This window comes from Actomonas aquatica (assembly GCF_019679435.2).
Lineage (GTDB): Bacteria > Verrucomicrobiota > Verrucomicrobiia > Opitutales > Opitutaceae > Actomonas > Actomonas aquatica.
This window is the reverse complement of sequence record NZ_CP139781.1, coordinates 6,027,677-6,050,944: the sequence shown is the minus strand read 5'-3', so window position 1 is coordinate 6,050,944 and position 23,268 is coordinate 6,027,677. Positions and strand designations below refer to the sequence as shown.

Sequence of the window (23,268 nt, the reverse complement as noted above, 5' to 3'; positions counted from 1 at the left end):
GCACTTGTAAAAAATTCGCTTTTTACAACTGCCTCGCGCAACTTACCGCACCACCCTCACCTATGCGCTCCGAACCCAAGCCGCTCATCCTCGTCGTCGAAGACGAAGAGGAACTGGCCAAGCTCATCTCCGTCCACTTGGAGGAAGCGGGCATGCAGGCCCAAATCTGCGGCCGGGCCGCGCACGCGACGCGTTTCCTCAAACGCAATTTCGCGAACCTGATGCTCCTCGATATCAACCTGCCGGATCAGTCCGGTTTTGCCCTGCTCGAAGAGCTGCGGCGCGAGGACATCACCATCCCCACCATTTTCCTCACCGGCAACTCCCTCGAGACCAACAAGGTGAAAGGACTCGAGCTCGGCGGCGACGACTACATCACCAAACCCTTCGGTTACGCCGAACTCGTCGCCCGCATTCGCGCCGTGTTGCGCCGATCCGAAGCCCGGGACGATCTGAAGGTCACCAAAAACGCCCGGGTGAGCGACGAGCCGTTCGAGATTTGCGGCGGGCAGGTCCACCCGGGACGCTTGGAAATCCACTTTGCCGACCGCGTGGAAAAAATCGGCCGCAAAGAGCTGGGCATCCTCGCCTACCTCCATGAGCACGAGGGCATTGTGATCACCCGCAAGGCGCTCATCCACTCCGTCTGGGGCATCCACGCCGACGTAAAGAGCCGCTCGCTCGATCAATACATCGTGAAGGTGCGTGACCTGTTCAAACGTAACGGCAGCTCCTTGGACGCCTTCCGCACCGTGCACGGCGTCGGCTACATATTTGACCCCTCCGGCGCAGCGGATGCGGGCTGAGGTCCCCGCTCAGGTCTCAGACCTTCCGATTCCGGTTTCACCCTCGCCCCTGCCCCTGCGTCCTCCCTCACCCGTATTTGTTAACGCTTTCCTTGCGTGACTACCTCCCCCCCCATTGCCCGGCGCGGCTCGGCCGTTGCCTTGCTCGCCGTCTTCCTCCTGGCGGGGATATTGGTCCAACCAATCCGGGCACAGACCCAAGCCATCCCGGCCGCTCCCGCCGGTTTTCTCGAGACCGGCGTCCCTCCCTTCACCGTGTTGGGCCGGGAAGCCCTCGGTTTACGGGAGTTGCCGTCCGACCTGCATCAAATGCCCGATGGTCGGCTCCTCATCGTGACCCCCAGTCAGATCGCGCTCGGCGACGGAGCACGGTGGGAAGTATTTAGTCGCTCCGAACAGGACAAGGGCCTCTCCCCGCTAGCCGGAGTAATGGTCGCAAGCGACGGACGGATCTACGCCGGCATGGAGGGCGGCTTCGGTGAAGTGGTCTTCCTCCCCGATGGCCGCTGGTCCCTGCAACAACAGGCCGCCTGGCCCACGGGTTTGCCCAACCGCATTCCCGTGCCCCGCCGCTGCGTGGATGTCGACGGAACTTGGTTCTGGCACAGCGAAAGCGGCTACGTGATCCGCTGGAACCCCGGCACCGCCGCCGCAGTGGTTGCCCGGGCCAGCACCATCGAAGCCATCTTCGCCTACGACGGGCACTATTACGTGAGCGATCGTGTCGTCGGTCACCTCTACCGCATCGAGAACGATGGGACCGTGACCAACGTCGACGGCCGTTCCCAAATCACGCCCGACGACGCCATCACCTGCACCGCCCCCTTCGACGACAAACTCCTCGTCGGCACCTACGCCAAGGGGATGTTCCTCTACGACGGTGAATCCCTCACCCCCTTCGTCGAGCACAGCCTCCTGGGCGGGCGCTCCCGCGTGGTGGATCTGCACGCCCTGCCTGGCGGGCACTACGTCGCCGCGCTGGACGGTTTCGGTCTCGTGCACTTCGACCGCAACGGCCGCGTGCGCGGCGTCTTTGATCGATCCCGCGACCCTCGCATCGCCCGCATTCGCCATATCGTGCCCACCCCATCCGGCACCTTTTGGGCCCTGCTTTCCCAAGGCATCGCCCAGGTCACCCTGCCATCGAGCTACACCAGCTTCGAGTCGCTGCTGCCCGCCGGAGCGACCTCGATCTCCCTCCATCGCCTCGATCACAAGCTCTGGCTGCTGGCCGACGGCAAAGTCCTGCGCGGAGACTATTCCCCTGAAAATCGTCTGCGCGGTTTTACCGAAACCGCCGCCGAACTCGGCTTCAGTTTTTCCCTCACGACCATCACCGGCGAGGTGGTGATCGGCACCGACAACGGGATCTACGCCCTCCGCGAGGGCACCTGGCAACTCGTCGAAGCCTCCATCATCAATTTCCGCATCGTCAACGGGCCATCGCGCAACGGTCGCTGGCTCTACACTGCCGACCGCGAAATCGGTTGGATCCGCCGCATGGCCGACGGCTCCTACACCTTTGAACGACAGGCCGTGCCCGATTTCCTCAGCTCGTTCGACTCGCTAGTCGACGCCGACGGCGTTGCCTGGCTGGAACTCGGTGCTGGTCAACTGGGTCGCCTCGAGGCCTTGCCCGACGGTCAGCTCAATCTGCAAAGGCTCGGCGCCGAACAAGGGGTCCCCGACGCGTGGGCCCAAGCCTACCTGATCGACGACCGTGTGGCGTTTAACATCAGCGACCGCCTCTACCGCTACGACGAGGTGCGCCAGCTGCTCGTGCCGGCCGAGGAACACCGCCGACAGCTCAGCGGCATGCGCTACGTGGTCGGTCGCCCCGTGCGCGACGCCCTCGGTCGTCTGTGGGTCGCCGGCGACGAGCGTATCCATGTTTTCAACACGACGACCGACCCGTGGACCGAAGTCCCGGTCGACCTTCCCGACGGTCTGCGCCCTTACTACCTCACCCCCGAATCCGACGGCGTGATGTGGATTCACAGCGGCATCCAGTTCCTCCGTTTTGATCCCCAGCTCACCCCACCGTCTCCGTCGGACCGCAGCGCGCTGATCACCCGAGTGATCCTGCCCAACTCCGATCTCGAACTCTACAACCCCGCCGACACCCTCGGCTCTCTGCCCTACGCGGAGAACTCGCTCACCATCCACTTCGCTTACCCCGACACCCGCCTGACCCCGCCCGCCACCTTTGAAGCCCGTCTCTCCACCCAGGATGAATGGAGTGCCTTCGGCCCGGGCGGCTCGGCCACCTTCAACCGTCTCGGCGAGGGCTCCTATCACTTCGAAGTTCGCGCCCGCCGCGGCGACGAGATCTCCGCCGCCGACTCCCTCGATTTTCGCATCCTGCCCCCGTGGTATCGCAGCAACCTCGCCTACCTCAGTTACGGCATCGCCGCCCTCGCCCTCATCAGCCTGGCCGTCTGGTCCTCCACCCTGCTGGAACGTCGCGAAAACCAGCGCCTCGAGCGCCTCGTCAAACAACGCACCGCGGAGCTGAAGGAGAGCAACGAGCAACTCGAAGAACAGGTCGAAGAAATCCGCATCCTCTCCCAAGCCATCAACCAGAGCCCGGTCAGCGTGCTCATCACCCAGGTCGATGGCACCATCCTCTTCGTCAATCCACGCGCTTGCGAACTCTCCGGCCTGCGCGAAATCGACCTGCTCGGCCGCCTCGCCTCCAGCCTGCGCCAACCCTTCGATGAGGACGACGACACCGTCTCCGCCGAGATCGAAGCCTGCCTCGCCGAGGGCCGCACCTGGACCGGCGAACTCACCAACCGCCACGCCGACGGTCGCCTCGTCCACGTGCGTTCCTCCATCAGCCCCATCCGCACCGCCGAGGACAAGGTGCGCTTCCACCTCATTCTGGAGGAGGACATCACCGCCTGGCTGGTCGAACAGGAGCGCCACCGCCGTCTCGAAGACCAACTCTTCCAAGCGCGCAAACTGGAATCGATCGGCACCCTCGCCGGCGGCATCGCCCACGACTTCAACAACATCCTCACCGGCATCCTCGGCAACTGTGAGATCGCCCTTCTCGACCTCCCCGAAGATTCCCCTCTGGCCGCCGACCTGCGCGACATCCGCAAGTCCGGCCTGCGTGCCCGCGACCTCGTTTCCCAAATCCTCACCTTCTCCCGCAAAGCCGACTCCAAACTCGTGCCCACCGATCTGGTCGCACCGGTCTCCGAGGCCCTTAAACTCGTGCGGGCCAGCACGCCGTCGTTCATTCAAATCGCTCAGTCCCTGTCCCCTGGCGTGGTGCTCGCCGATGCCACCCAGATTCACCAGATCGTGCTTAACCTCTGCACCAACGCCGCCCACGCCATCGACGGCAAATCCGGCCACATTTCGGTTGAGCTCAAGCCCATCGATATCGACGACGAACTCAGCGTTGAAGTCCCCGAACTCCGCCCGGGTCGCTACATGGTGCTTATCGTCGCCGACGACGGCGCCGGCATGGATGCCGCCACTCTCGAACGCATTTTCGATCCCTTCTTCACCACCAAGGATCAAGGCAAAGGCACCGGTCTCGGCCTCTCCACTGTCCAAGGCATCCTCGCCAGTCACCACGGCACGCATCGCGTGCGCAGCACCCCGGGAGTCGGCACCACCTTCGAACTGTATTTCCCCATCACCAACGCGTCCTCGGTGAAAACTCAACGCGCTCCCGCCGAGTCAATCGCCGAAGGTCACTCCCGCGAGGTGCTGGTCGTCGACGACGAAGAGAGCGTCGTGCAATTCGTCGCCACGCGCCTGACCCAGTTCGGCTACGCCCCCCAAGTGCATGAGGACCCGCGGGCGGCGCTCAAGGCCTACGACGAGGCCCCCGACCGCTACGCTGCTCTCGTCACCGACCTCACCATGCCCCACCTCACCGGGGCCGATCTCGTGCAACGCCTCCGCGAACGCGGTAGCACCATTCCCGCCATCGTCATCACCGGCTACGGCCGCGAAAACGCCCTCGAGAAGCTGCACACGCTCAGCAACACCTACGTGCTCGGTAAACCCTTCTCCGGCGAAGAACTCGCCCGCCTGCTCGGCCGCGCCCTGCGCGGCGACAGCACCCCGCCCGTCTGACTCCGGCAGCCAGAGCCCGCACGACGCCGCCGCCTCAGAACAACTCGCCCTGCGCCGCGCCGTAACGCTTCTCCGCTTCGGCCGTTGCGCCCTTCATTTCGAGCTCGGCCAAACGCTTCACTAGTGTCGGCCCATCCGTCGCCGGCCGCACCGCCGGTTGCACCGGCAAATCGAGATTGAGCGTCGTGAGCTTCAGGTTGATGCGCAGCCGCTCGGCATCAGCCGCCACCACGTCGCAAAACCGATCCGGCTTCAAGGTGCCGGCCCCCGCCGCCGCGATCACCCCCTCCAGATCGCCGTGCGCGTTGAGCCACTTCGCCGCCGTCTTCGGTCCCACGCCAGCCACGCCCGGAATGTTGTCCACCGAGTCGCCCACCAGCGCCAAGAAGTCCGCGATCTTCGCCGGCACCACGCCAAACTTTGCTTCCACCTCCGCCGGGCCCATGTTGCGCCAACCGCCGCGCGGATTCGCCGGCGAAGGCGGCAACATCATCGAGATGGACTCATCCACCACCTGCGCAAAATCCTTGTCCGAACTCACGATCTTCACCGTGTGCCCAGCCTTCGCCAAAGCCACCGCCTGCGCCGCCAACAAGTCGTCGCTCTCGACGCCTTCGATCTCGATGCCACCCAGCCCCATCAACCGCGTCAGCTCCTTGATCACCGGGATCTGTTTACTCAACGCCTCCGGCATCTCCTCCCGCTGCGCCTTGTAATCCGGCAGCAACGCGAGCCGATCCTGCGCGCCGCCGAGGTCGAAAAACACCAACACGCCCTCGGGCTCTTCCTGATCCTCGAGTTTCCAAATGGTCTTCACCCAACCGTGCAGCGCATTCGTCGGAAACCCATCGGAACGGGTCAGCTCCGGGATCGCGAAGAAGCAACGGTAAGCGAGATTAAAACCATCAACGAGCAACCAGGTGGACATGGCTCGGAGTCAGCCCCGCGCCCCTCCCCAGCACAAACCAAAACCTCCCCGCCGCTTCTGCCTTCACCTCCGCTGCCCGCCCACTCAGCGTCCCTTTGTGCTGCTTCTGCTCAAACGTCTCGCGGGCACCCTGCTCATGCCCTTGTCGCTCGTATTCCTGCTGCAACTCGTCGCGCTCTCCCTGTGGTCCCGCCAACGCAAACGCGCCGCCGCCGCCACCTCGATCACCGGCCTCCTCCTGCTGCTCCTCGCCTGCAACGAAGGCATCGCGGACCGCACCCTGCAAAGCCTCGAGTCCCGCCACGCCCCGCTCCCCGACGGCCTCACCCAAGCCCTGCCCGCCCCCGCCCCGGACGCCCGCTACATCCTCATTCTCGGCGGCGGTCACTTCGACACCGATGCCATGGCCCCCACCAACCGGTTGGCCAACGCGAGTCTCGGCCGCCTCGTCGAAGGCGTGCGCCTCGCTCGCCTGCTGCCGAACACGCAGCTGCTCACCTGCGGCCCGGTGCCGACCCACGGCCACGAAAGTCACGCCCACGTGCTCGCCCGCGCCGCCATCTCACTCGGCATCGATCCGGCTCGCATCACCGAACTCGCCGAAGTCCACGACACCCACGACGAAGTCCACGCCGCTCAAGCCATCATCGGCGATGCCCCCGTCCTGTTGGTGACCTCGGCCTGGCACATGCCGCGCGCCCTCGGCCTCGCCCACGCCGCGGGATTAAACGCCACCCCGGCTCCGGCCGACTTCGTGGCTGAGCCCCAGCAACACCGCCTCAGCGCCTGGTTCACCTTCAGCGTCTGGGGCCTGCAGCGCAACACCCTCGCCTCCCGCGAATACCTCGGCCTGGCCTGGACCGCCCTCCGCGGCCAACGCTAAGCGCGCCGACGGCTACTGGCGCCGCGCCGGCCCTTGGGGAGTCACCACGGTCTCGTTCTGAAACGCCGAACTCGGGGCCACGCCGCGCAGTTCCTGCTTCTTCGGCGAACCTCCGGGGCTCACCAAGTTCGCCGTCACGAAGATCAACAGGTTACGCTTTTGGGTCGTCTCACCTTCTGAGCGGAACAGGCGCCCGAGTCCCGGGATGTCGCCGAGAAACGGCACCTTGTCCTGCACCGTCTTCACTTCCTCGCGCGTGAGTCCGCCCATCACCAGCGTCGCGCCATCCCAGAGCGTCACCTTGGTCGACACCTCGCGGGTCGAGAAGATTGGCTGATAAAAACCCGAGGGCACGGTGACCGTCGTGTCGTTGGAAATCGCGACGCTCTGACCGCCGTATTCCACGAAGCCTTCGAACTCCGTGACCTTCGGATTCAGATCAAGACTGATCGAATAGTCGTCCTCTTCCACCGTCGGTGTCACCCGAAGCTCGACGCCCACTTTGCGGGTTTCAAAATCCCGCGGCGTGCCGGCCGTGATCGTCACACCGGCTGACGAACTGTCGCGGCTCGACGAGCCCACTTCACTGCGCACTTCACCGTAACTCGTCGGATAACGCAGCTCCTGCGCGACCGTGATCGTCGCCGGATTACCCGACAGCACGGTCACCTTGGGCGCGCTCAACAAATCCGAGCCCGCCGTGCGCGACAGCGCCCTGATCACCGCGTTCACATCGAACTCGCCCACCAGACCCTGAATATCGGCGATCGGTCCGGCATCCGCACCGAGGTCCAGCGCCCGCGGCAGCGAGGCCGGGTTGTTGATGATCGGTAGGTTCAGTTCATCGGTCGCCTCCTGGGTCACCACACCATCCACGTCGCGCAGCTCCGCCCGGGCCGGCCGGAAGACGTTGCCCACGGTGCCCGCCACCGTGTTGGTGAACGTATCGTTGAGCGTGCGATTCTGCGTGCCGCCCGTCGCCAGGTAACGTGGATCGCCCCGCACGCCGTGTGTAACACCCCACTGGATACCGAGCTCTTCCAGCGCGCCTTCCTGCACTTCCATGAACTTCGCCTCGATCTCCACCTGGCGCACGTCGTTGTAGCGGTTGAGGATGTTGCGGATGCGCTCCACGTTGCGGCTGGTCTGCGTCACGATCATGGCCGAGCCATCATAGGCGAGACTCGCCCCTGCAATGCCCTCAAAGTCGACGCCGGCCTGCTGCAGAAACTGGCGCAGCGCGACCGCCTCACCGCCGCCTCCCGGCGCACTCACCGCCGCCGCCGGAGCGGGCGAAAACGGATCATCCACCACCGGCGCACCACCCGACGCCAAACCGCCGCCGATGCCGGTCATGCGGATCACGGTCGAACGCGTGATGGGGAAAAACTCCGTGTCGAGCGTTGATGTTTCGCCCCCCGGTCGCACCACCACCGCATCGGCCTGCACTTCATATTGGTAGCCGATCGAGTCGGTGATGAAGTCCAACACCCGCTTCAGCGATAGGTCGCGCAAGGTGAGGCTCACCGGCGGCCGGCGGTTCTGCGGATCGATCACCAAAATGTTCACGCCCCGCCCGCCATCGCCACCGTCGAACTCCCGCGAGAGGTCGCTCAGCGTGCTCACCACGCGTTGCAGTTCGACCGAGTTAAAACTCACACTGGGGATGCGGATGTCGCTCAGCTTGCGCACCAGCGGACTCTCCCCGTCGCCATCGTCATCGCGCCCCGCACTCGGCTCGGACGCCACCATCGGGCGCTGCCACGACAGACCCACTTCTTCCATCAACGACTGTCGGGTTTGGCTGCGCAGCGCCGCTGCCGCTTCGACCCGCTCCTCGCCGATCCGCGCCAGTAGCCGCCGCGCCCCACGGTGATCGGGTTCACGTTCCAACAGCGCCTTCAACTCCAGTTCCGCCGTATCAAAATCACCGGCCGCATAACGCTCCCGCGCGATCTCCCAGCTGCTCATCACCATCGGCCTGGGGTCCTCCACCGTCTGCACCGAAACCTGCGGGGCCGAGGTCGTCACGACCGATGCACTTCGCGCCCGTTCCCGCGCCCGCGCCGCGACCAGGGCTTCGGCTTGTTGCTCGGCAATCATCGCATGCTCCTCCTCCAACTCACGCATCACCGGCACCGTGAGCGGATTCTCCGGCAGCGAACGCACCGCCGTATCCAGCGTCGCCAACGCCGCTTCAAAGCGCCCTTCGCGCGCCAGCCGTCGCGCGTCCTGCAACTGGCTGCGCGCCGCATCCAACAACTCGCGCTGCCGCTGCTCCTCCGCCGCCGCGAGGGCTGCGATCTCCGCCGCCATCGCCGCTTCGCGCTCCCGCGCCTCGGCCAGGAGTTGCCCGGCGTTCGACGATTGAGGTTCCGGTGCCGAATATTCGACCTCACCGCTGGTGTCGTTGCCCGCCGTCCGCAGCCGTGCCCGCTCCGCTTCCAAGTCGGCCTGCACCGCCGCCAGCATGCGCGTCACCGCGGGGTCGTTGGGGGCCAGCTCGACCAACTGCAACAGGTTGCGCTCGGCCGCTTCCAAATCGCCATCATCGCGCGCTCGCAACGCGTCCGCCATCAACCGGATCTTGGTTTCGGTGCGGCTCTGCGCGGCCACCGGCAGCGGGGCCAGCCACATCGCACCCAACAACAGGACGGTGAAGGCCGCCACACACGGGCGCCAGACAGGCGGAAGGGTTCGCTGGAAAAGTCGTTTCATCGAAAAAATCTAGGGAAAGGCGAAGGGATCGGGCGGGGGCGGTGAGTCAGTGGTGACCGAAACATCCGGCCATAAAGTCATTTCCTCCCGGGTGCCGTCATCGTGTTGTTTGCCCACGATCACACTGGCCGGTTCCGCCGCCACCGACCGGATCTCATACCGCGCATCTGCCGTTTCGATGCGATCACCCGCGCGCACCTGCCGCACTTCGCCCGTCGCCGCGATGCGCACGTCGGCCACCGGCGCATCCGCCCATTGCCACCCCGCCGACGACAACCGCACCAACCGCCCGGCCGTCTCGTCCCAGACCTCGGCCACCGCCACGATCTCGCGCAACGGCATGCTCTCCGGCACGATCGTATCCTCCCGGCGCACATCGAGTTGTCGCAGCTCCAGCCCCAGGTCTTCAAACCGTCGTCCCGGCTGCGCCACGATGCCGTCGCCGGTCTCTTCGTTTTGGAAAATGCCGAAGTAGTTGCCGGCTTCGCCCGCATAACCCACCAGCTGCAGCCGATACGGCAGTCGCGTTGTATCCACCAGTTGGAGACCGAAGGCCCGCTCCGCCGCGTCCAGCGCCTTCGCCGGTTCATTCTCCGCCGGACTCACCGTGAAGCGTCCGGTTGCGCGGTCGTAAAATACCACCGGTGGCGTGAACAGTTCGAAGCCCCAGCCGGCGTCGTGGCGCGGCCGACTCCAGACCACGTCCGCCCCTTCCGGCAAGGTCACCCGCGTGCCCTCGACCGGACCGGCCCCACCCGCCAGCGCCGCCGGTCCCCGTCGCACCTGCGCCACGGCGCGCTCGCCCCACAGCACGGTCGCCAACGCGATCACCACCAGCAGCGCCGCCACCGCCAGCGCGATCGCATCGCCCGAGAGTTTCCGCGCCGACTTCATGCCGCGTCGCCCTCCCCGGCGGTCGCCGTATCCACAAACTCGATATACTCGACGGTGATCAAAAACTCCGCCTCCGTCGCGCGAATGATGGCCACCCGGCCGGTGGCTTCGGCACCGGCGTCGGCCGCGCCTTCTTCGTTGCGGAACAGGTCGGCCAGCGAACGCACGCCGCCTCGAGCCGTGCCGTCTTCGCCCAGCGGTTCCACCTCCACCGCCCGCACCACCAACGGCAGGGGCAGCGCCTGCACCGCGTCGAGCACCTGCCGCAGGGTTTCGGTCGTGCCGACAAAACCCACCCGCACCGCCAGCGTCTGCCACAGGCCGTCGCGCGCCAGACTCTGCGCCGCCGGCCACTCCAGATAATCCTCCGCGCGGCCTTCGCCGCGCACGCCACGATCGTTGGCCGCGTCTTCGCGTTTGCGGGCCGGCACTTCCCGCTGCACGCGCGTCAGCTCCCGCGCGCCACTGGACCACACCGTGCCGAGTAGCGCTTCCACCAGCCGGTATTGGCGCAACACGATCGGCAGGTCGGCGTCCTGCGGACCACTGTTGGCGTAAGCCGAAAAGCCGAGCGCATACCCTTCCGGCACCACCACCCCGGCCGCCGCCGCCTGTTCCCGTTGCGCTTGGGCAAACTGCGCCAGAGTGAAAAACGCCTCCGCCCGCTGCAGCCCAACCGGCACGTCCAAGGGATCGTCGCCCTTGCCGCCCAATCGTTTGCGCCCATCGGCCATCGCTTCCTGCAAGGCCTCGCGCCGCGCCGCCCAATCCGCCGCGACCTCGGTCGTCGGCAAGGGTTCGCTCAGGCTCAACACCTGCCACGAACGCTCGACCGAACGCAGCCGGCGCTGCGCCGCCTCCGCCCGCCCCTGCGCGCTCCACGACCACCACGCCGCCAGCGCGACCAGCACCACCGTGCCCAAAATCAGGCCGCGTTGCTCGGTCGAAAGCTTACCCGACGCTGCGCTCACAAGCCGACTCCCGGGTTGAGGACCAAGGTGAAATCAAAGCGCAGGATGCCGGGATCCGACGCCTCAAAACGTTCTCCTTCGACCGCCTGCACCGCCGGCGACTCGACCAGCGTCTGCAGCAAATGGGTCGCACGTTCGTAGGTCTTCGGACTCACTCGTGACAACGGGTTCTCCCGGTCGAGCAAGCGCCCGGTGAGGCGCAGCCGCTCCGGCGCATCCGGCGCGTCCGTCGGCAAGCGCTGCAGGCGCTCCACCCACGCGTCGTCGAGTGTCGCCACCCGCGTTTCCAGATCGGCCAAAAACGTCGTCCACGCGCCCTGCGCATCGAGCAGGTGCTGCATCCCCGCGACCTGCTGCTCCAGACGCTCCACCGCGACCACGTCGTCCTGAATCTGCGTCTGCCACACTTGATGCGGCGTGAGGCGCTGGCGCAAGTCCGCCGCCGCCGCGGTGCGCGCCGAGGCCAGTCGGTGGTAATGCAGACCCGGCAACGCGACCGCGAGCACCAGTAAGGCCGCCGCCGCCCACCAACGGGGCTGCCGCCGCTTCGCTCGTCGCGTCGCCGCCATCGCCGGCGGTAGAAGGTTTATGCCGCTGCCCGCCTCCGCACCTGCGCCTGCCAGGAGCCGCACCGCCCCCCACCACTCGGCGCGTGTCGCCAGGTCTTCGCCGGCTTCGCCCGCCGTCCACGGTGCCACTGGCAGGGCCAGGGTTTCGCCCAAACTCGTCGCCCAACCCGGTGCCTGCGAGGCGGCGCCGGTGAGCCATACCCGTTGCGGCGCCTCGGCCGCGCTCCCGCGGCGCTGCTGCACGAGCAGCGACCGGCGCACCTCGCCGCCCAAACGCTGACCAAATTGCCGCAGCGCCCCCGCCACGGCCTGCGCCGCCGGCGACGCTTCCGGCAACTCGACCACCCCGCCCCAGAGCTGCAGCTTGAGCCGCTCCGCCTCCGCAGCCGATTGCCCGAGGGATTCGGCGATGAGGCGGCTCACTTGATTGCCGCCCCAGGCCAAGGTGCGCAGGTGCACGTCTGCTCCACTGACGAGTAAAAGTTGCGTCGAGCGCGCCCCCACGCCCAGCACGAGCGCCGGTTCGGTCGCCGACGGGGCCGCGCGCCAACCCAGGGCCAGCGCCACACTGGCCGGGATCACCGTTTCCGGCTCCCAACCCGCCGCCACCACCCGTCGCAGCAGCGCCTCCAAGGCATCCAATTTGGCCGCCGCCAACAGCACCTCCAACTGCTCCCCCGTGTCGGCCAGCAGCGTGTAATCCCACACCACGTCCTCCAACGGAAACGGAATCGCCTGCCGCGCCTCAAAGGCGATGATACGGTCGCGCTGCGCAGTCGCCGTCGCCGGCACCTGCAGGACCTTGGTCAACACCAGATGCGGCGGGATCACCACCTGCATCGGCCCGCCGCGCCCCCAATGTTCCCTCAATGCGCTCAGCGCCTCGTCGAGTTCCGGCCCCGGTTCGCCCTCCGCCGCCGTCCAAGTGCGCTCAAAACTGCGCCGCACGCTGAGCCCACCTCCCGCCCCCGTCGTCACTTCGCCCGCGGCCAGATGCGCCACGCCCACCTCGATGACCCGCAGGGGTCGCGCAGAGGAGGATCGAAGTCGAAGCGTCATGGAGCGGTGGGCCAGAGCAAAGAACGCGCCTACGGAGCCGCCAGCGGCGCAATGTTTTCAGATCGCATCGGCACCGGCGTTACGACCTCCCCGCGCCCCTCGCTCAAGAACGGGGTGAGATACCACGGCAACAACACACCGTCGTTCGCCTCCGCCTGTTGAGCGACCCCGCGGCGAAAATTAGCCAGGGCCTCCGGACTACTGATCCCCTCGCCGACTGAGCGGCGCGAATCCGCCAGCACTTCGCCCTCCACCGTCACCTGCACCGCCCAAAACCGCGGTGCCCGTTCGACCTGATCGCGCCGCACGAGTGTCGGCGGTAGATAAAACCGGAAACGTGCCCGTCCCTCCTCCAGCGCCGCGGTGCGCGACCGCGCCCGGTAGAGGGCCACGCCATTTGGTGCCTCCGCCCGCTCGACGCCCCACTGCAGCTCCACGGCGACTTCTCCCGTAAATCGTCCGGCCGCCCCGCCCCCGGTGGCGTCCACTTCGAGGTCCACTGCCGCGCCCCACCAGACCTGTCCCGCCGCGTCCCGTTGTTCGGCAAAACGCACCTGCGCCACCTCGACCTCGGCGGCTCGCAGGGCCCCACTCGCGGCCGACAAGAGGCCAAAAAACAGTAGGTAGGGAAGAGCACGCCCGTTTGTCATCGTTGGGCAAAAAGTCATTGAGGAGGCTCCGACGGGCGTCACGTTCAAAACCGGTCTGACACCAGCGTTTTACGAATGACTGCCTCCGCTTCCGCTCCCGCCACTCCCCTCGGCTACAAAATCGCCGTGTTGGTCTTCATCGAAAACGAGGCCGGGGAGCAATTGCTCCTCCATCGCGCCAAGTCGCCCAACCTCGGGCGGTGGACGCCCATCGGCGGCAAGTTGGAAACGGCGATCGGCGAATCGCCCTTCGAATGTGCCGTGCGCGAGACCCGGGAGGAAACCGACCACGTGATCGCGGTGAGCGACCTGCACCTGTTCGGCATGATCGCCGAAAAAGCCTATGAGGGCCAATCCCACTGGCTGCTGTTCCTCTTCCACTGCCGCCGCCCCATCGCCGCGCTGCCACCCGCCATGGACGAGGGACATTTTGGTTTCTTCAGTCGCACCGCCATCGATGAGCTGCCCCTGCCCGATACCGATCGCACCGCCCTGTGGCCGATTTTTGATCAGCACCACAGCGGCTTCGTCGCCATGCGCGCCGACTGCGATCCGGGACACGACCTGCACATCACGATCGAGCAGACGTTGTCCGGCGCGTAACCCGCCGCTGGTCCCAAAATCCGGCGGAGTTTTGTCGCGGGGCGCAAGCGGTGATGGACAGCGCCGGTTCGCGCTCCCACGGTCGGGCCCTCCTATGCCCGGCGCTGTTTTTGCCGAACCAACGTCCCAGACCACAACTCAGTCGCCCGCTCGGAACGGCCTGCCGCCGCCGAATTGGCGCAACGTGGCCGTAGGCGTCGGGCTGCATCTGCTGCTGTTTGCCGGGGTTATTGCCTCGGCCTTCATTGCCATGCGGCTCATTTCGCTGCCGCCCACCAACGTCACCGTGGTCTGGCTGCCGGCCGGTATCGCGGTGGTTGCCCTCCGCGGTCGGATCGGTCTGGGCGGCGTGCCGACGCTCTTCCTCGCGCACTGGGCGGTGATCGCGCTCGCCAACAACTACGACTTCCTCGGCTGGCGGCCGCTGAGTCTTATCATGGCCGCCGCCAATACCGCCGGCCCCGCACTGGGCGCGTGGATTTGGAATCGCTGGGTCAAACAGGAACCGTTTGAGGAGCCGTTTGATTTTCTGCGTTTCGTCTTCGGCGTAGCTTTCCTGCCGTCGCTGCTCACGGCGTGGGTGATTCCGACGGTGATCGTGAGCACCGGCCACCTCCCGGGAGCGACCTTGGTTGATGTGGTGCAACGGATCTCCAGCATCACGTTCTCCTCCTCGCTGGGCGTTTTCCTCGTGGCACCGATCGCTCTAGGCCGTTGGGAGCCACTGCCACCCGCCCCGCTCAGCCTCCGTTGGTCCACCAATCTCGCCAACCTCGGCCTCGCGCTGGCGATCGCGATCCTGGGTTTCCACCTGTCGCTGGTCGGACTCTACCTCGCCATCCCTTACGCACTCGCCGCGAGCGTGATCTGCGGTGTTCGCGGTCTCGGCCTGGGTCTCTTTGTCTTCATCCTCTACGGTTTGCTGGAGACGTCCTTCGGCGAAGGCATGTTTGCCTCCCCGCAACAGACTCCCCTCACCAACCTGGTGGAAATGGCCGCAGCCGCACTCTGCCTCGGCGTGCCGGCGCACTTCGCCGGCCTGACCCTGCGTCGCTTGCGCCGCCAGCAAAACGAGCTGGAGCAGATCGTGGCCGATCGCACCCAGGACCTGCGCGCCAGCGAGGAGAGTTACCGCCTCGCCACCGACCTCGGCTCGGTCGGCGTGTATCGCTGGGAGAACGGCACGGTGCACCCCGCCATGAACCAGGAGTTGCGCAAACAGCTGCGGCACATCGTGCGCCCCGGCCGCCTGCATTGGCCGCGGGTCTGGCGTCACCTCCACCCGGAGGACCGTCCGCACGCCCGCGAGATTCTGCGCGACATCCTGCGCAACCGTTCCGACGTTTTCTGCGTGGATGCCCGCATGCGCCTGCGCACCGGCGAATGGAAATGGTTCCAGACCCGCGGCCGTGTCCTGCAACGCGATGCCCGCAACCGCCCGGTCCGCCTCGTCGGCACCGTGGGCGACATCGATCAGGAGCGCTCCCGCGTGCTCGCCCTCACCGCCGCCCGCGACCAAGCCAACGCCCGCACTCAGGCCAAGGACGCGTTTCTCGCTAATATCAGTCACGAGATTCGCACGCCCATGCACGCGATGCTGGGATTCACCCGCGTGCTCGAAGGCACCGAGCTCAGCCCCAAGCAAGCCGAGTGCGTCCAGGCCATCTCTTCCAGCGGCGGACTCCTGCTCGAACTCGTCAACGACCTGCTCGACCTCTCCCGCATCGAAGCCGGTGTCATCGCGTTGGATCCGCAGGTCACCGCCCTCGAGCCGCTCGTGCGCGAGAGCGTGCAACTCTTCGAGGAAGCGGCCACGACCAAGCAGTTGCGCCTCCGCTCCAGCGTCGACCCCGACCTGCCCAGTTACTTGGAACTCGACCGCACGCGCCTGCGTCAGGTGATTTCCAACCTCGTCTCCAACGCGGTCAAATTCACGGTGCACGGCAGCGTCGAGGTCCGCGTCAGCGGCAAACCGCTCACCTCCGGTCCCCGCCGCGCTGCCGGTCAAAGTTGGCTGCTGCGCCTCGAGGTGCTCGACACCGGCATCGGCATCGATCCACGCCACATCAGTCGGCTCTTCCATCCTTTTGCCCAGGCCGATGCCACCATCTCGCGCCGCTTCGGCGGCACCGGCCTCGGCCTCGCCCTCTCCCGCCGCCTCTGTGAGCTTATGGGCGGCACCATCACCGTCTCCAGCCTGCCCGGCACGGGGTCGGCGTTCTCGGCCAGCTTTCGCGCCACCTCCGCTGCCGCTCCCGCGGGTTCGTCGGCAGACGGCAGCGCCGTCGAACAGGCTCCCCCACGCGGCCTGCGCATTCTGGTGGTCGAAGACGATCGCCTGAATCGCCGGCTCGCCGAGATGCTGCTACAGAAACTTGGTCACCACCCACACTTCGCCTTCAACGGCCTGCTTGCGCTCGAAAAGCTGGAGGAGGAAGGCTTCGACCTCGTGTTGATGGACCTGAAGATGCCCGAACTCGACGGCATCGAGACCACCCAACGCATCCGCGCCGCCGAAAAAGCCGGCCCGCCCGGTCGTCATGTGCCCATCATCGCCCTTACCGCCAACGCCGGCCAGGATGAACGCAAACGCTGTTTGGACGCCGGAATGGACGAATATCTGACCAAGCCGCTGGACCTGTCGGCATTTACGCAAACATTACTGGCCATTCGTGACCGGTTTGGCTTCTCCAGCCAATCGTGAGTTCACCTCACTCGCACCACACCTCCCTCCCCCCTCGGACAATTCACTTGCCTCACTTGGGGGCCACCGAAGACTCGCCCGTTCATCATCCAACTCACCCGCAATTGTGAGCAAAGAAACACCTACCACTACGATCACCGACGCCGCCAAGGCTGCCATCAATGCGCAGCTCTCGGCCGACGAAAAAATCGAGCTCTATCGCAAGATGGTGCGCATTCGCCGTTTCGAGGAACGCAGCCTGCGAGCCTACCAATCCAAAAAGATCGGCGGCTTCCTGCACCTCTACATCGGCCAAGAAGCCGTGGCGGTCGGCGCCTGCTCCCTCATGGGCGAGCATGACCACGTCATCACCGCCTACCGCGACCACGGCCACGCCATCGCCGTCGGCATGGAGACCGGCCCGCTCATGGCCGAACTCTACGGCAAGGTCACCGGCTGCTCCAAGGGCAAGGGCGGCTCGATGCACTATTTCGCCCCCGACAAGAACTACTGGGGCGGCCACGGCATCGTCGGCGGCCAGATCCCGCTCGGCACCGGCCTCGCCTACGGGGTGAAATACCAGGGCAAGAAGGGCTCCGCCATGGCCTTCATGGGTGACGGCGCCGTCAACCAAGGTGCCGTGCACGAGGCCATGAACCTCGCCGGCCTGTGGGACCTCCCCTGCGTTTTTGTCATCGAGAACAACCGTTATTCGATGGGCACCTCCCAGATCCGCTCTTCCGCCGGTCCGGGCCTCGCAGAACGCGCCGCCGGTTACGGCATCCACTGGGCCAAGTGCCTCGGTCACGACGTGTATGAAGTGCGCGCCTGCTTGAACGATTGCCTCGAGCTCGCTCGCAACGAATCCAAGCCCTCCGTCGTCGAAATCGACACCTACCGCTATCGCGGTCACTCCGTCGCCGACCCCGACAAGACCTACCGCACCCGCGACGAGATCGACGAATATCGCAAGAACAAGGACCCCATCGCCGTCTTCCAACGCGAGCTCTCCGACGAAGGCGTGCTCAACGAGGACCTCATCAAGGAGATCGACACCGCAGCCCGCGAAGAGGCCGAAAAAGCCGCCACCTTCGCCGAGGAAAGCCCCTTCCCGACTCCGGCCGACATCCAGCGTGACGTCTACTGGGAAACCGACCATCCCGAGCAACGCACCTCCAAGGGTCGCCTGTTCTTCAGCTAAACCTCTTTTCGCGCACCATCATGCCTGAAATCACTTACCGCGAAGCCGTTCGCCACGCTCTGGCCGAAGAACTCGAACGCGACGAAAACGTCGTGCTCATGGGTGAGGAAGTCGCCCAGTTCAACGGCGCCTACAAGGTCTCCGAAGGCCTCCTCGAGAAGTTTGGACCCAAACGCATCGTCGACACTCCGATCACCGAAGCCGGTTTCATCGGCACCGGCATCGGCGCCTCGATGCTCGGCATCCGCCCCGTCATGGAGCTGATGTTCTGGTCCTTCTACTCCGTCGCCTTCGACCAGATCCTCAACAACGCCGCCAACGTGCGTTACATGTCCGGTGGTCTCATCAACTGCCCGATCGTTATCCGCGGCCCCGCCAACGGTGGCACCAACGTGGGCGCCACCCACTCCCACACCCCGGAGAACGTGCTCGCCAATCACCCGGGCGTGAAGGTCGTCGTGCCCGCCACCCCGGCCGACGCCAAGGGCCTGCTCAAGAGCGCCATCCGCGACAACGACCCGGTCTTCTTCCTCGAGAACACCATGCTCTACGGCTTGAAGGGCGAAGTCTCCGAAGACAAAGACCTGCTCATCCCGCTCGGCGTGGCCGACGTGAAGCGTGAAGGCACCGACCTCACCATCGTCACCTACGGCCGCTCCGTGCTGCACTCCCTCGAAGCCGCCGAAAAGCTGGCCAAGGAAGAGAAGATCAACGTCGAGGTCGTCGACCTGCGCTCCATTCGTCCGCTCGACATCGACACCGTGCTCAAGTCGGTCGCCAAGACCCACCGCGTGCTCATCGTCGAAGAGCAAAAGCCCTTCGCCTCCGTCGGCACCCAGCTCGGCTTCATGATCCAGGAAGAGGCCTTCGACCAACTCGACGCGCCCATCATCCGCGTCACCACCATCGACGCCCCGGCCATCTACTCCCCGCCCGTCGAGGTCGAGCAGCTGCCCAACGTCGACCGCGTTTACACCGCCGCCCTCCAGGCCGTTAAGTCCTGAGCCCGGCCCACTCCCAACCAGACACGTCACAGAACATAATTCGGAAAATGGCAGACATCATCGAAATGCCGAAACTCAGCGACACCATGACGGTGGGCACGCTGGTCAAATGGTTGAAGAAGGAGGGCGACAAGGTGGCCACCGGCGACATGCTCGCCGAGGTCGAGACCGACAAAGCCACCATGGAGTTGGAGTGCTTCTTCGACGGCACCCTGCTCAAGATCTTCGCGCCCGATGGCGCGCAGGTGGAGATCGGTGAACCGCTCTGCGCCGTCGGCGCCGAAGGCGAAACCGTCGAGGCCCCGGCCAAAAAGGAAAAGCCCGCGGCCAAGGAAGACGACGCCTCGGAGGAAAAGTCCGACGACGATTCCGCCGAAGAGTCTTCCGACGAAGCGCCCGCCCCGGAGCCAACGCCGGAACCCGAAACCTCCAGCGGCAGCAGCGGCTCCTCCGCCGCCCCGTCCGTGGGTGGCCAGCGCCTTCGCATCTCTCCCCTCGCCCGCAAGCTCGCGGCCGAGAAGGGCATCGACCTCTCCCGCGTGAAGGGCACCGGCACCGGTGGCCGTATCCGCCGCGCGGATATCCTCGAAGCCGAGAAGAACGGCGGCCCCGGTGGCGCTTACCGCTCCAAGGGTCCGATCCAGGAAGAGAAGCTTACCCCGGTCACCAACATGCGCGGCACCATCGCCCGTCGTCTGGTGGAATCCAAGACCCAGATCCCGCACTTCTACCTCGATATCGAGGTCGACGCCGCCCCGCTGCTCGCCCTGCGCTCCCAGCTCAACAGCGGTTTGTCGGAAGACGGCGTGAAGCTCTCCGTCAACGACCTCATCCTCAAGGCCAGCGCCGAAGCCCTGCGCAAGGTCCCCACGGTCAACTGCTCCTGGGAAGGCAAGCAGGTGCGTCATCACAGCCGCGCCCACGTCTCCTTCGCCGTCGCCATGCCCGAGGGTCTCATCACCCCGGTCGTGTTCGACGCCCATGAGAAGTCGGTCTTCGACATCAGCACCGAGGTGCGCTCCCTCGCCAAGGCGGCCAAGACCAAGAAGCTGCAGCCGAAACAATTCACCGGCGGCACCTTCTGCGTCAGCAACCTCGGCATGATGGGTATCAACACCTTCAAGGCCATCATCAACCCGCCCAACGCCGCCATCCTCGCGGTCGGCACCACGGTCGAAAAGCCGGTGGTCGTCAACGGGCAGATCGTGATCGGCCAGCGCATGAACCTCACCCTCTCCTGCGATCACCGCGTGGTCGACGGAGCGGTCGGAGCCGAGTTCCTCGGCGCGCTCAAGTCGCTGCTCGAGAACCCGGCCCTCCTGCTGGTGTAATCGCGTAACGGATACACCGTTCATCTCCTTTCAGGCGTGCCGCTCCGCGGCACGCCTTTTTTGGGCAACGATTCCCCGCTGCCTCTTGTAGGGCTGCCGCTTGCGGCAAGCCGCCATTGCCCCTCGGCCCCATCACGGCAAACGCGGGCGACACGCCCGTGGCTACATCCCCGGCCTAGTGTAGCAGCGGCCGTCTCGGCCGCTCCCTATTGCCTCTCGGTCATCCCCTCGGCCCGACCACCGCAAACGCGGGCGACACGCCCGCGGCTACATCCCCGTCCTGATGTAGCAGCGGCCGTCTCGGCCGCTCCCTGTTGCCTCTCGGCCGTCCCCTCGCCCCGACCACCGCAAACGCGGGCGACACGCCCGCGGCTACATCCCCGTCCTGATGTAGCAGCGGCCGTCTCGGCCGCTCCCTGTTGCTTCTCGGTCATCCCTCTCGCCCCCTCCCGCCGGCTTCTTGGAACCTACTTGTTCAGTTCCATCATCTTCTGGCGGAAGAACGCGCCGTGCGTGCTCGGCGTGTAGTCCCAGTCGAGAATGAGGTTCGGCGTCCAGAGCGGATCAAACACCCACGGTGTCCAGGAGATGCCACGCTCTTCGAAGAATTTGATGATGGCCTCACCGTAAACTTCGTCGCCGATCACCGGATTGTGTGACCCCGGCTCGTCCTCTCTCATGAAACCAAACTCGGTCGCAATGACCGGATAGTTCTGCGCGGCAAAACCCCAGATCTGCTCCCAATCGTAGTCCCAGTTCTTCGACTTCTGCGGATAGGGATGCACCACGTAGCCAATGCCCTTGGCTTCGATCGGCTCACGCTGGATGTTGCGCAGGTCGTAGCCCCAGTTGAAGCCGCAGACGAGCGGCACCACCTTGGGGTCGATCTTCTGGATCATCCAAATCAGGTCCTCGAGGAAGGCTTTGTAGTCGCCCCACGGCATGCGACCGAACTGGCCGTTGTAGTTGGTGGCCTCGTTCCAGAGTTCGTAAAACGCCACCGTCGGATTGTTGCGGTAGCGGTTCGCAATGGTGTGCCAGAAACGGAAGGTCTCATCGCGCGAGGTGATGTAGTTGGGACCGTGAAACACACCCGTGAGCGGGTTGCCGATGGTGTGCCAGTCGATGATCACATACATGTCCAACTCGCCCGCCCAGCGCACCGCGTCGTCCAGCATCGAGAGGTATTGTTTCTCGCCCAGCGCCTTCCAGTGACCCGGGTGAATCGGGATGCGCACCAGGTTGGCGTTCCAGCTCTTGGCCGCTTCAAAATACCCGCGGCCCCAGACGCCGCGCTCCAGCAATGAGGCCGGATCGGAGAAGGCGAGTCCACGAAAGATCACCGTCTCGCCCGCCTCATTCACGAAACGATTGCCATCGACACCGATGAACGACTGCTGCGCCGTCGCCTCCATCGCTTCAGGGCGGTCGCTGAAGGTCTGCTCAGCGACAGCGGTGCTGCCAATTCCCGCCCACGTCACCAAAAGCGACGCGGCGATTGCACGAACGGAAAGGGTTTTTAGCGAGGACACCCCTAGGAAATCAGCCATTTTTGCCACCCGGGCAACCCCCTTCCCTGCGCACTTTTGGCGCTCTTTTCCAAAACCGGTTCAATTGCACATTTCCGGCTCCGGGGGTCGACTTCCGCCATCGTTAGGCACAAAAACTGCGGCCGGAACCACCCCATTCCCATGCTCGATCGACTCACCCCACGTCCCGCGCAGCGTGTTATCTGGCTCACGCTGAGCATCGCCGGCCTCGGTCTCCTCCTGACCGGCTGTCAAAACTCCGGCATCCGGTCCCGCGGCAATCTCGTCGCCCAGCGCGACAGCACCCCGGCCTCCGCCCGCCCCTTTTCCGTCACCGAACAGGCCGTTATTCTCGAAGCCGCCCGCGCCTGGCACAAAGCCTACGGCAACGAATCGCACCTGTATCAACTCGATCCCTACGATCGTCGCATCACCCGCTCCCTGCGCACCGCCCTGAGCGAGATCTGTCGACCGTTGCCCAAAGACCTCAGCGCCGAGGATCCCCACCTCTTCACCCTCTCCATCGACGAAGCTGATTTGCCGCAGGGTAACTTCGCCTACGCCTCGATCCGGGTGGGCAACCGCTACGAGGTCTCCGAACACGCTTACGTCTACGAAGCCGTCGGCGACCGCTGGGAGTTTCGCGATCACTACCTGATCGCCGAGGGCCTCATGCAGGTGGCGTTGATCGACTTCGGCTGGGAAGCCTACTGCCGCGACAAAGGCATCAAGGTCGCCCGCCGCGACGACTAGGATCCGACGGCCACCGCCCCGACCGTCCCGCTCAGTCTTCGCCGAGCTGCTTTTTGAGGATGTCCATCACGTCGCGAAATTTCGCGGCGTTGGACTCATCGGCTTCCACCAGATTGGTGTGCATGTCGAGCACCAGCCGGGCCGCCGCGACTTCGTCGGAGACGGGCTTGCACTCGAGCGGACCCGACGCCGCACCGGACGTCGCCGCACTCGCTCCGTCGTCGACGGTGAGCAGACGGGTGAGGCCGAGGTTGCGCACGAGCTCAGCGTTGCGCTCGTTGAGATTGCAGACGACCAGCGAGCCGCGCGGCTCGGTCTTGCGCAGTTGCAGCGAGGTGCCGGCCAGCAGGCCGAGGAAGGTGCTGTCCATGCCGGAGCAGCCCTCAAAATCCATCACGAAGCGCCGCTTCCCCTCGGCGATCGCGCCTTCGACAAACTCCTTCACACAGGAGCAATTTTGGAACGATGCCTTGCCCTCAATCCGGATAGCGACCGGATCAGAATCGGGATCGACGAGGAAACGGGTTTCGGAGGAAGAGGACACGGCGAGAAAAAAGCCGGAGAGCGGCAAGCGCTCTCCGGCATTGG

At 65.5% G+C, this 23,268-nt stretch carries 17 protein-coding genes; 9 read left to right on the top strand and 8 right to left on the bottom strand.

Going from position 1 to position 23,268, the window contains the following annotated elements; translation table 11 throughout:
- The first annotated feature begins 62 nt into the window (after positions 1-62).
- Positions 63-806, top strand: coding sequence for a response regulator transcription factor (locus tag K1X11_RS23205; RefSeq protein WP_221030111.1), 744 nt, complete (start codon positions 63-65; stop codon positions 804-806).
- A gap of 96 nt (positions 807-902) precedes the next feature.
- Positions 903-4,904 (top strand): ATP-binding protein, encoded by a 4,002-nt coding sequence (locus tag K1X11_RS23200; RefSeq protein WP_221030112.1) that lies wholly within the window; start codon positions 903-905, stop codon positions 4,902-4,904.
- A gap of 34 nt (positions 4,905-4,938) precedes the next feature.
- Here the strand turns inward: K1X11_RS23200 and K1X11_RS23195 are convergent, their stop codons facing one another.
- Positions 4,939-5,832 carry a 5'-3' exonuclease gene (locus K1X11_RS23195; RefSeq protein ID WP_221030113.1) on the bottom strand — a complete coding sequence of 298 codons (894 nt, stop codon included), beginning with the start codon at positions 5,830-5,832 and terminating at the stop codon, positions 4,939-4,941.
- Between the two features lie 97 nt (positions 5,833-5,929).
- Between K1X11_RS23195 and K1X11_RS23190 the strand changes: the two genes are divergently transcribed.
- Entirely contained in the window at positions 5,930-6,715 is a 786-nt protein-coding gene (locus K1X11_RS23190; RefSeq protein ID WP_221030114.1) for an ElyC/SanA/YdcF family protein, read from the top strand.
- A gap of 12 nt (positions 6,716-6,727) precedes the next feature.
- Here K1X11_RS23190 and K1X11_RS23185 read toward each other — a convergent pair whose 3' ends face one another.
- The 5 genes from K1X11_RS23185 to K1X11_RS23165 are packed head-to-tail and all read right to left on the bottom strand — an operon-like array spanning position 6,728 to position 13,531.
- Complete coding sequence (locus K1X11_RS23185) at positions 6,728-9,433, bottom strand: type II and III secretion system protein (RefSeq protein WP_221030115.1); 2,706 nt, start codon at positions 9,431-9,433, stop codon at positions 6,728-6,730.
- A 9-nt stretch (positions 9,434-9,442) separates the two neighbouring features.
- On the bottom strand, positions 9,443-10,327 hold the full coding sequence (locus K1X11_RS23180) for a hypothetical protein (protein ID WP_221030116.1): 885 nt from the start codon (positions 10,325-10,327) through the stop codon (positions 9,443-9,445).
- Complete coding sequence (locus K1X11_RS23175; protein WP_221030117.1) at positions 10,324-11,298, bottom strand: Amuc_1100 family pilus-like protein; 975 nt, start codon at positions 11,296-11,298, stop codon at positions 10,324-10,326. The genes K1X11_RS23180 and K1X11_RS23175 overlap by 4 nt, the downstream gene beginning before the upstream one ends.
- Complete coding sequence (gene pilM / locus K1X11_RS23170) at positions 11,295-12,926, bottom strand: pilus assembly protein PilM (protein ID WP_221030118.1); 1,632 nt, start codon at positions 12,924-12,926, stop codon at positions 11,295-11,297. Before pilM ends, K1X11_RS23175 begins: the two co-directional genes overlap by 4 nt.
- A 29-nt stretch (positions 12,927-12,955) precedes the next feature.
- Positions 12,956-13,531, bottom strand: coding sequence for a hypothetical protein (locus tag K1X11_RS23165; RefSeq protein ID WP_221030119.1), 576 nt, complete (start codon positions 13,529-13,531; stop codon positions 12,956-12,958).
- 120 nt (positions 13,532-13,651) lie between these two features.
- Here K1X11_RS23165 and K1X11_RS23160 point away from each other — a divergent pair, with 120 nt between their 5' ends.
- From K1X11_RS23160 to K1X11_RS23140, 5 genes are all read left to right on the top strand, one after another.
- Positions 13,652-14,179, top strand: coding sequence for an NUDIX hydrolase (locus K1X11_RS23160; RefSeq protein ID WP_221030120.1), 528 nt, complete (start codon positions 13,652-13,654; stop codon positions 14,177-14,179).
- Between the two features lie 94 nt (positions 14,180-14,273).
- Entirely contained in the window at positions 14,274-16,883 is a 2,610-nt protein-coding gene (locus K1X11_RS23155) for an ATP-binding protein (protein WP_221030121.1), read from the top strand.
- A gap of 103 nt (positions 16,884-16,986) precedes the next feature.
- Positions 16,987-18,063, top strand: a complete 1,077-nt coding sequence (gene pdhA, locus K1X11_RS23150) for a pyruvate dehydrogenase (acetyl-transferring) E1 component subunit alpha (RefSeq protein ID WP_425503840.1) — start codon at positions 16,987-16,989, stop codon at positions 18,061-18,063.
- 20 nt (positions 18,064-18,083) lie between these two features.
- On the top strand, positions 18,084-19,067 hold the full coding sequence (locus K1X11_RS23145; RefSeq protein ID WP_221030122.1) for an alpha-ketoacid dehydrogenase subunit beta: 984 nt from the start codon (positions 18,084-18,086) through the stop codon (positions 19,065-19,067).
- Between the two features lie 47 nt (positions 19,068-19,114).
- Positions 19,115-20,398, top strand: coding sequence for a pyruvate dehydrogenase complex dihydrolipoamide acetyltransferase (locus K1X11_RS23140; protein WP_221030123.1), 1,284 nt, complete (start codon positions 19,115-19,117; stop codon positions 20,396-20,398).
- Positions 20,399-20,865: 467 nt separating this feature from the next.
- Here K1X11_RS23140 and K1X11_RS23135 read toward each other — a convergent pair whose 3' ends face one another.
- A complete protein-coding gene (locus tag K1X11_RS23135) occupies positions 20,866-21,948 on the bottom strand; it encodes a glycoside hydrolase family 5 protein (RefSeq protein WP_221030124.1) in 1,083 nt (360 codons plus the stop codon).
- Positions 21,949-22,089: 141 nt separating this feature from the next.
- Between K1X11_RS23135 and K1X11_RS23130 the strand changes: the two genes are divergently transcribed.
- Positions 22,090-22,680: a hypothetical protein gene (locus K1X11_RS23130; protein WP_221030125.1), complete on the top strand. Its 591-nt coding sequence runs from the start codon at positions 22,090-22,092 to the stop codon at positions 22,678-22,680.
- A gap of 31 nt (positions 22,681-22,711) precedes the next feature.
- Here the strand turns inward: K1X11_RS23130 and K1X11_RS23125 are convergent, their stop codons facing one another.
- Positions 22,712-23,224, bottom strand: a complete 513-nt coding sequence (locus K1X11_RS23125) for an STAS domain-containing protein (protein ID WP_221030126.1) — start codon at positions 23,222-23,224, stop codon at positions 22,712-22,714.
- Positions 23,225-23,268 lie beyond the last annotated feature (44 nt).

Excerpts from the sequence above, each read along its gene's own strand:
- K1X11_RS23205 (WP_221030111.1), top strand. The coding sequence starts at position 63 with ATGCGCTCCGAACCCAAGCCGCTCATCCTCGTCGTCGAAGACGAAGAG.
- K1X11_RS23195 (WP_221030113.1), bottom strand. The coding sequence starts at position 5,832 with ATGTCCACCTGGTTGCTCGTTGATGGTTTTAATCTCGCTTACCGTTGC.
- K1X11_RS23185 (WP_221030115.1), bottom strand. The coding sequence starts at position 9,433 with ATGAAACGACTTTTCCAGCGAACCCTTCCGCCTGTCTGGCGCCCGTGT.
- K1X11_RS23180 (WP_221030116.1), bottom strand. The coding sequence starts at position 10,327 with ATGAAGTCGGCGCGGAAACTCTCGGGCGATGCGATCGCGCTGGCGGTG.
- pilM (WP_221030118.1), bottom strand. The coding sequence starts at position 12,926 with ATGACGCTTCGACTTCGATCCTCCTCTGCGCGACCCCTGCGGGTCATC.
- K1X11_RS23160 (WP_221030120.1), top strand. The coding sequence starts at position 13,652 with ATGACTGCCTCCGCTTCCGCTCCCGCCACTCCCCTCGGCTACAAAATC.
- K1X11_RS23155 (WP_221030121.1), top strand. The coding sequence starts at position 14,274 with ATGCCCGGCGCTGTTTTTGCCGAACCAACGTCCCAGACCACAACTCAG.
- K1X11_RS23145 (WP_221030122.1), top strand. The coding sequence starts at position 18,084 with ATGCCTGAAATCACTTACCGCGAAGCCGTTCGCCACGCTCTGGCCGAA.
- K1X11_RS23140 (WP_221030123.1), top strand. The coding sequence starts at position 19,115 with ATGGCAGACATCATCGAAATGCCGAAACTCAGCGACACCATGACGGTG.
- K1X11_RS23135 (WP_221030124.1), bottom strand. The coding sequence starts at position 21,948 with ATGGCTGATTTCCTAGGGGTGTCCTCGCTAAAAACCCTTTCCGTTCGT.
- K1X11_RS23130 (WP_221030125.1), top strand. The coding sequence starts at position 22,090 with ATGCTCGATCGACTCACCCCACGTCCCGCGCAGCGTGTTATCTGGCTC.